Source organism: Nocardioides dubius, from assembly GCF_039528155.1.
GTDB classification, from domain to species: Bacteria; Actinomycetota; Actinomycetes; order Propionibacteriales; family Nocardioidaceae; genus Nocardioides; species Nocardioides dubius.
Genome location: NZ_BAAALG010000011.1, coordinates 366,913 through 373,747, shown reverse-complemented (window position 1 = coordinate 373,747; position 6,835 = coordinate 366,913). Strand labels below are relative to the sequence as shown.

The window sequence follows — 6,835 nt, the reverse complement described above, 5'->3', positions numbered from 1 at the left end:
CGAGCTCGACCAGTGGGTGGCCGACTACGCGCAGGCGATCGCCGTGATGCCGCTCGACTCGCTGATGATGGGCAAGTCGATGATGCAGATCGTGATGGAGGCCCGCGGCAAGGGTCTCGGCGCGATGACCGGCTGGGTCGGCCACGGCTGGGCCACCAACGTCTCCTTCGAGGACGGCGACTGGAACTTCCTCAAGGAGCGTCGCACCCGTGGCGTCTCCGGCGCGCTCGCCGACCGTGACCGCAAGGTGGCCCCGTACTTCCGTCTGAGCAACAGCCGCGCGGCCGAGCAGGACTGACGGACCCGTGAAGTTCGGAGTACTCCTCGACCATCAGTACCCGATCGGCGAGGACATCGGACGCCGGACCGGCGAGCTGGTCGAGCTCACGCAGCATGTGCGCGACCTCGGCTTCGACTCGCTGTTCGGCATCCACCACTACCTCGCCTCGCTGAGCACGCCGCAGCCGCTGCCGCTGCTCTCGCGGCTGCTGGAGCACACCGGCACGATGCAGATCGGCACCGGGATCCTGATCCTCCCACTCGGGCATCCGGTGCACTGGGCCGAGGAGATCGCCACCATCGACCAGATGTCGGGCGGGCGCTTCGTGCTCGGCATCGGGTCGGGGTACCGCGAGGACGAGTTCTCCGCGTTCGGCATCGACCGCCGCAAGCGGGTGTCGCGGATGAACGAGTCGCTGGAGGTGATGCGCAAGCTGTGGACCGGTGAGCCGGTGCACCACGAGGGCCAGCACTTCCAGCTCGACGGCGCGCGCTGCAGCGTGCTGCCGGTCAACGAGGGCGGCCCCGAGGTGTGGGTCGGCGCCAACGGACCGATCGGGATCAAGCGGATCGCCGGGCAGGGCCACTCGTGGCTCTCGCCGAGCAACGTGCGCCGCAACTGGGCGGTGGGCAACCTCACCGACTACCGCCAACACCTGCGCGAGGCGGGCCACGACGAGACGGGGATGACCTTCCCGATCCACCGCGACCTGTGCGTGGCCGACTCCTTCGACGACGCTTGGCGGATCGCCGGCGGCCCGGTGCGGGAGTCCTACGGGGAGTACGTCCAGTACGGCATGGACTACTTCGACTCCCAGTGGGAGGGGATCAAGCACAAGGCGCTGTTCTTCGGCTCGCCCGACGACATCGCCGCGAAGATCACCGACTTCGCCGACGCCGGCTTCAACCACTTCGTCTTCCGGGTGCAGTGGCTCGGGCTGCCGATCGAGGAGTCGATGAAGATCCTGGAGCGGTTCGCTCACGAGGTGATGCCGAGGTTCCGGGCATGAAGATCGGACACGTGATCGTCCCGGTCGCCGACCTGGAGACGGCGACCGCCTTCTATGCCGAGCGCCTCGGCCTGCAGCTGCGGTTCCGTGACGGCGAGCGCTACGCCGCTGTCACGGACGGCTCGGTGACGCTGGGCCTGGCTGCGGCGGTGGAGCAGCCGGTGCCCGGCGAGGTCGCGCTCAGCTTCCAGGTCGACTCGCTCGCCGACTTCCTCGCCGACTGGCAGGGAGCCGAGGGCGCGGACGGCGAGGTGAGCATCGTCGAGGGCGGCCACGAGCGGCGGGCCACGCTGCGCGACCCCTTCGACAACGTCGTCGTGGTCTACGAGCGGTTGCCGGGATGAGCGCCGTCCTCGAGGTCCTCGACGACGGCGCCCTGCGGGAGCTGCGGCTGAACCGGCCGGAGGCCAACAACGCGCTCGACACCGAGCTCAAGGAGGCGCTGCTGGCCGAGCTCACCCGGGCCGCGGACGACGAGTCCGTGCGTGCCGTGGTGCTCACCGGCGCGGGCCGCTCCTTCTGCGTCGGCCAGGACCTCGGTGAGCTGGCCGGCACGTTGGCGCAGTCGCCGGAGCGGGCCTCGGAGACGGTGGGGCTGCACTACAGCCCGATCGCCCGGCTGTTGGCCACCATGCCCAAGCCGGTGCTTGCCGGAGTGCACGGCACCTGCGTGGGGGCGGGGCTCGGCTTCGCGCTGGCCTGCGACCTCCAGGTCTGGGGGAGTGGGATCACCCTGGGCACCGCGTTCAGCAAGGTCGCGCTGACCTGCGACTCTGGCCTCTCCGCCACCCTGCCGGCGATCGTCGGCGCGGCCAAGGCCCGGGAGCTGGTGCTGCTCGCCGAGACGTTCACTCCGGAGCAGGCGCAGGAGTGGGGCTTCGCGGGCGCGATCGTGGACCCGGCCGACGTGCGCGAGCAGGCACTGGCACTGGGCCGGCGTCTGGCGGCGGGCCCGACGGTCGCCCTGGCCGCCTCCAAGCAGCTGCTCGCCGCACCGACGACGCTCACCGACGCGTTGGTCGAGGAGGAGCGCCTGCAGGCCCTGTGTGGCGCGCACCCCGACCACCTCGCCGCCGTGCGCGCGTTCTTCACCCGTTGAGTGGTGCCGCTCTGCACCAGCGCTCCGCGCTAGGTGCAGAGCGGCACCACTCAACGGGGTCAGAGGTCGAGCAGACCCTGCTCGCGCAGTGCCGCGAGGACGTCGTCCAGCGCGGCCTCGATGCTGCGACCGGTGGTGTCCACCTTCACCGCGGCGTCGGAAGGCTCCTCGTAGGGCGAGGAGATGCCGGTGAACTCGGGGATCTCTCCGGCGCGGGCCTTGGCGTAGAGGCCCTTGCGGTCGCGCCGCTCGCACTCCTCGAGCGGGGTGGCGACGTGGACCAGGAAGAACTCGGCACCGGCGTCCTCGACGAAGTCGCGCACCTGCTGCCGGGTCTCGTCGAAGGGGGCGATCGGCGAGCAGATCGCCAGGCCGTTGTGCCGGGCGATCTCGGCTGCGACCCAGCCGATCCGGCGGATGTTGGTCTCCCGGTCGGCCTTGCTGAAGCCCAGGCCGGCGCTCAGGTTGCGGCGCACGACGTCGCCGTCGAGGCTGGTCACGGTGCGCTTGCCCTGCTCGAGGATCTTGTCCTGCAGCGCACGGGCCAGGGTGGACTTGCCGCTGCCGGAGAGACCGGTGAAGAAGAGCACCAGGCCCCGCTCGTCGGGGGCCGGCTGCTCGAAGTCGATGATGTCGGCGATCGCGGTCGGGTACTCCACCTCGTCGTCGCCAGGCGCGGCGAGCGCGTGCACGGCGTCGCCGGCCGCGTAGTTGCCGACGACCTGGGCACCGAGCAGGTGGTCGATCTCGGGGTCGCGGTGCGAGGCCAGCGGGACCGCGACCACGGCGGCGTCGGTGAGCAGCTCGGCGGCGGCCAGCGAGGCCCGGATCAGGCCGACGGGGCTCAGGCTCTCGGGAGTGCCGGCGCCGACCAGGGCCAGCAGCACCACACGGCCCTCGATCGCGGCGAGCTCCTCGAGCTGATCGGCGCTCACTGCGGCGCTGAGCGGGACGAAGGTCGCGCCGTGGTGCTGCTCGCGCACCTCGCCCGGCGTCAGGTAGAGCCGGCGGAACGGCCCGTACTGGGCATGCGTCAGTGCCTGCACGCTGCCGTCGGCGTGCACCCGGGCCAGGGGCAGGCCCTCGGGGTCGACCAGCTCGACCTCCTGGTGCCGCAGCTCCTCCGGGAGGTTGAGGCGCACCGGGGAGCCGGGCTCGTTGAAGCCGGTCAGCGGCGCGAAGGCACCGGTGGTCAGCAGCTCGAGGTCGTCGAGCTCTCGGGGCGTCGGGCAGTGCTGCGCAAGGTTCTCGGACACGGGCTCATCCTGCCAGCCCGGCTCGGCGTGATAGGCAGGTGGATATGGGTCACGAGGTGTTGGTCGAGGTTTTGCGTTCGGGTCTGGTGGAGGGCGCCCACCACGGGTCGGTGGTGGCGCTGAGCGCCGACGGCTCGGTGGAGTGGAGCAAGGGCGACCCGGAGGCTGTGGTCCTGCCGCGCTCGTGCAACAAGCCGCTGCAGGCGGTGGCGATGGTCCGGCTGGGGCTGGACCTGCCGCCTCGGCTGCTGGCGATGGCCTGCGCCTCGCACTCGGGTGAGCCGTTCCACGTCGCCGCCGTCCGCGAGATCCTGGCGCTCGCCGGTCTCGACGAGTCGGCGTTGCACAACCCGCTGGACTGGCCGCTGGACTCGCACTTCGAGCGTGAGCTGATCGCGGCGGGCGGCGAGCGGAGCCGCCTGCACATGAACTGCTCGGGCAAGCATGCGGCGATGCTGCTCACCTGCCAGGTCAACGGTTGGCCGATCGACGACTATCTGGACCCGGCGCACCCGCTGCAGCGGGCGATCGGGGCGACCTTCGCCGAGCTGACCGGTCGGCCCATCGGCCACGAGGCCACCGACGGATGCGGTGCGCCGTTGCTGGGCACCAGCCTGGTCGGGCTGGCGAGCGCGTTCGCGCGGTTGGCGACTGCCGCACCCGGCACCGCGGAGCACCGGGTCGCGCAGGCGATCCGGGAGTTCCCCGAGTACGTCTCCGGCACCCGCCGCGACGAGTACGCGGTGCTCCGGGCGATCCCGGGCGCCATCGCCAAGGCCGGGGCGGAGGCCTGCCACGTGCTGGCGCTGGCCGACGGGTCGGCCTTCGCGCTGAAGATCGCCGACGGCGGGATCCGGGCCCGCCCGGTAGTGCTGGCCGCGGCGCTGGAGCGCAGCGGCGTCCTGGACCGAGCGGACGTCGACGCTGCCGCGGTGCGGGCCACCGGCCACAAGCCGCTCACCGGCGGTGGCGTGGTGGTGGGGGAGGTCCGCGCCGTCCCCTGAGTCGGCGTGAGGGGCGTCACATCACTCTTGCTTGCAAAACGCTAACTTTTGTTAGCACTATGGAGGCATGGCAAAGGGCATGGTCTCGAAGACGGTGGAGTCCCTCGGGGACTACCTCAAGGAGCAGCGGGTCGCCTCGAAGCTGTCGTTGCGACAGCTCGCGGAGCAGGCCGGCGTCTCCAATCCGTACTTGAGCCAGATCGAGCGCGGACTGCGCAAGCCCTCTGCCGAAGTGCTGCAGCAGATCGCCAAGGCTCTGCGCATCTCCGCCGAGCAGCTCTACATCCGCGCGGGCATCCTCTCCCCGGAGGACGGCGTGGGTGGCTCGGTGGAGTTGGCGATCCTGAACGATCCCGGGCTCACCGAGCGTCAGAAGCAGTCCTTGCTCGATGTCTACGCCTCCTTCCTCGCCCTCAACGGCGTGGCAGGCAGTGCGGACGACGACGAGAGCTGAACCTCCCTCTCGGTGCGGCGGGGGGCCGCATCACCCACCAGCAACAGGAGTTGATCATCATGGCCAAGTTCGACCTCAAGACCGAAGCCGCCCGCCCGCTGTACGCGACGGTCGGTGCCACCGACCTCGCTGCCGAGGTGGCGCGCCAGTACCTCGCCGACGTCCAGGCCCGTGTTGCCGACGTCTCCAAGAAGGTCGCGAAGTTCGACCTCGAGCCCAAGTCCATCAACGGTCGCGCGCAGTCGTTCGCCAAGGACCGGGTCGAGGTGGCCACCAAGGAGGCCAAGGACGCGCAGGCCAAGTTCGAGGCGCGGATCAAGGAGCTCCAGGCGGACGCCAAGGACGCGCAGGCCAAGTTCGAGGCTCGGATCGCCGAGCTGCAGAACGAGGCGCTCTCGCTGCCCGCGAAGGCCCAGAAGCGGCTCACCGACGCCCTCGACGAAGCCGTCGAGACCTACACCGACCTGGTCAAGCGCGGTGAGAAGGCGGTCGAGCTGATCCGTCGCGGCGAGTACACCGTGGTCGCGCCGACCAAGGCCGAGACCCCGGTCGCCAAGGCTCCGGCGGCGAAGCCCGCCGCTGCCAAGAAGGCTCCGGCCAAGAAGGCGCCCGCGAAGAAGGCCCCGGCCAAGAAGGCTGCCGAGACCACCGCCAAGAAGGCTGCCGCCAAGAAGGCTCCGGCCAAGAAGGCGCCCGCGAAGAAGGCCCCGGCCAAGACGGTCGCCGAGGCACCGGTCGCGGCCGTCGTCGAGACCCCGGCGACCACCGAGGGCACCGTCGCCAACGACTGAAGAGCAGGCGACGCCGATCAGCTCAGCCTGTTCTGATCGCCTGCAACAGAAACGACCCCCGCACGTATGAGGTGCGGGGGTCGTTGTGCTTCCGGGAGCACAACGCCGGACTTCTCCGTGAGGCTGCGAGGCGGTGCCACTAGGCTGGTGGGGTGCCCGAGGTCCTCATGTTCCAGTCCACCGTGCTGATGGTGGTGCTGCTGATCGCCGTCGTGGTGAAGGCCTTCGCCTTCATCAACGCGCTGCTGTGGCCGGCTGCCGCCTACGACGCCGCCGGCAAGCTGACCAAGAACGCCTGGGTGGCGATCCTCGGCGTCGGCCTCGCTGCACAGATCATCCTGATCACCGGGTCGCCGCTGAACCTGATCCACCTGATCGCCTCCATCGCCGCGTTGGTCTACGTCCTCGACGTCCGCCCCGCGCTGAGGTCGCTCACCCGTCGCTGAGAGGGGTTCGCGCCCCGGCCGGCGCTGCTTCCGGTACCGTCCCGTGAGCCGTCGCTGCGACGGTCGTCAGCGAGGGGTGGGTGTGAAGTGCGACGTCGGGTCGTTCTGGTGGTCGGTGCACTGGTGCTGGTGGCGCTCGTCGCCGTCGGCTACTCCGCTTGGCGGGCCCAGCAGGTGCGCGACGACCTCTTCGCTGCACGCGATGCGGCCCTGCTGCTGAGGCAGGCCGTCGTGGACGGCGACCAGCAGGCGGCGGACGCGGCGCTGACCGAGCTCACCGAGCACAGCGATCTCGCCCGCGAGGGAACCTCGGGGCCGACCTGGCGGGTGCTGGGCGTCCTCCCCGTGGTCGGCGACGACGCAGAGGGGGTGAAAGTCGTGGCCGAGGTGCTTGCCGATCTCGCTCACGACGGCCTGCGGCCGCTGGTCGACTCCGATCAGGCGCTCGACGTCGGCGCCTTCGCCCCCGTGGATGGGGCCATCGACGTGCAGGCCA

10 protein-coding genes are annotated in these 6,835 nt (G+C 70.6%); 9 read left to right on the top strand and 1 reads right to left on the bottom strand.

Annotated features, from left to right (window positions below; translation table 11 throughout):
* The 4 genes from ABD151_RS14855 to ABD151_RS14840 form a co-directional block, all read left to right on the top strand.
* Nucleotides 1-298: hypothetical protein (locus tag ABD151_RS14855; protein ID WP_343995546.1), on the top strand; the 298-nt coding region annotated here is incomplete at its 5' end.
* A gap of 7 nt (nucleotides 299-305) precedes the next feature.
* Complete coding sequence (locus tag ABD151_RS14850) at nucleotides 306-1,289, top strand: LLM class flavin-dependent oxidoreductase (RefSeq protein ID WP_343995545.1); 984 nt, start codon at nucleotides 306-308, stop codon at nucleotides 1,287-1,289.
* A complete protein-coding gene (locus ABD151_RS14845) occupies nucleotides 1,286-1,633 on the top strand; it encodes a VOC family protein (RefSeq protein ID WP_343995544.1) in 348 nt (115 codons plus the stop codon). The genes ABD151_RS14850 and ABD151_RS14845 overlap by 4 nt, the downstream gene beginning before the upstream one ends.
* Entirely contained in the window at nucleotides 1,630-2,388 is a 759-nt protein-coding gene (locus ABD151_RS14840) for an enoyl-CoA hydratase/isomerase family protein (protein WP_343995543.1), read from the top strand. Before ABD151_RS14845 ends, ABD151_RS14840 begins: the two co-directional genes overlap by 4 nt.
* A 59-nt stretch (nucleotides 2,389-2,447) precedes the next feature.
* Here the strand turns inward: ABD151_RS14840 and cysC are convergent, their stop codons facing one another.
* On the bottom strand, nucleotides 2,448-3,644 hold the full coding sequence (gene cysC, locus ABD151_RS14835) for an adenylyl-sulfate kinase (protein WP_343995542.1): 1,197 nt from the start codon (nucleotides 3,642-3,644) through the stop codon (nucleotides 2,448-2,450).
* Nucleotides 3,645-3,700: 56 nt separating this feature from the next.
* Between cysC and ABD151_RS14830 the strand changes: the two genes are divergently transcribed.
* From ABD151_RS14830 to ABD151_RS14810, 5 genes are all read left to right on the top strand, one after another.
* Nucleotides 3,701-4,648, top strand: coding sequence for an asparaginase (locus ABD151_RS14830; RefSeq protein ID WP_343995541.1), 948 nt, complete (start codon nucleotides 3,701-3,703; stop codon nucleotides 4,646-4,648).
* Between the two features lie 67 nt (nucleotides 4,649-4,715).
* Nucleotides 4,716-5,102: a helix-turn-helix domain-containing protein gene (locus ABD151_RS14825; protein ID WP_343995540.1), complete on the top strand. Its 387-nt coding sequence runs from the start codon at nucleotides 4,716-4,718 to the stop codon at nucleotides 5,100-5,102.
* A 59-nt stretch (nucleotides 5,103-5,161) separates the two neighbouring features.
* Nucleotides 5,162-5,893: an OmpH/Skp family outer membrane protein gene (locus ABD151_RS14820; RefSeq protein WP_343995539.1), complete on the top strand. Its 732-nt coding sequence runs from the start codon at nucleotides 5,162-5,164 to the stop codon at nucleotides 5,891-5,893.
* A 152-nt stretch (nucleotides 5,894-6,045) separates the two neighbouring features.
* Nucleotides 6,046-6,339 carry a DUF2516 family protein gene (locus tag ABD151_RS14815; RefSeq protein WP_343995538.1) on the top strand — a complete coding sequence of 98 codons (294 nt, stop codon included), beginning with the start codon at nucleotides 6,046-6,048 and terminating at the stop codon, nucleotides 6,337-6,339.
* A 108-nt stretch (nucleotides 6,340-6,447) separates the two neighbouring features.
* Nucleotides 6,448-6,835, top strand: a 388-nt coding sequence (locus ABD151_RS14810) for a hypothetical protein (RefSeq protein ID WP_343995537.1), incomplete at its 3' end; no start/stop codon positions are given.

Excerpts from the sequence above, each read along its gene's own strand:
- ABD151_RS14820 (WP_343995539.1), top strand. The coding sequence starts at position 5,162 with ATGGCCAAGTTCGACCTCAAGACCGAAGCCGCCCGCCCGCTGTACGCG.
- ABD151_RS14845 (WP_343995544.1), top strand. The coding sequence starts at position 1,286 with ATGAAGATCGGACACGTGATCGTCCCGGTCGCCGACCTGGAGACGGCG.
- ABD151_RS14825 (WP_343995540.1), top strand. The coding sequence starts at position 4,716 with ATGGCAAAGGGCATGGTCTCGAAGACGGTGGAGTCCCTCGGGGACTAC.
- ABD151_RS14840 (WP_343995543.1), top strand. The coding sequence starts at position 1,630 with ATGAGCGCCGTCCTCGAGGTCCTCGACGACGGCGCCCTGCGGGAGCTG.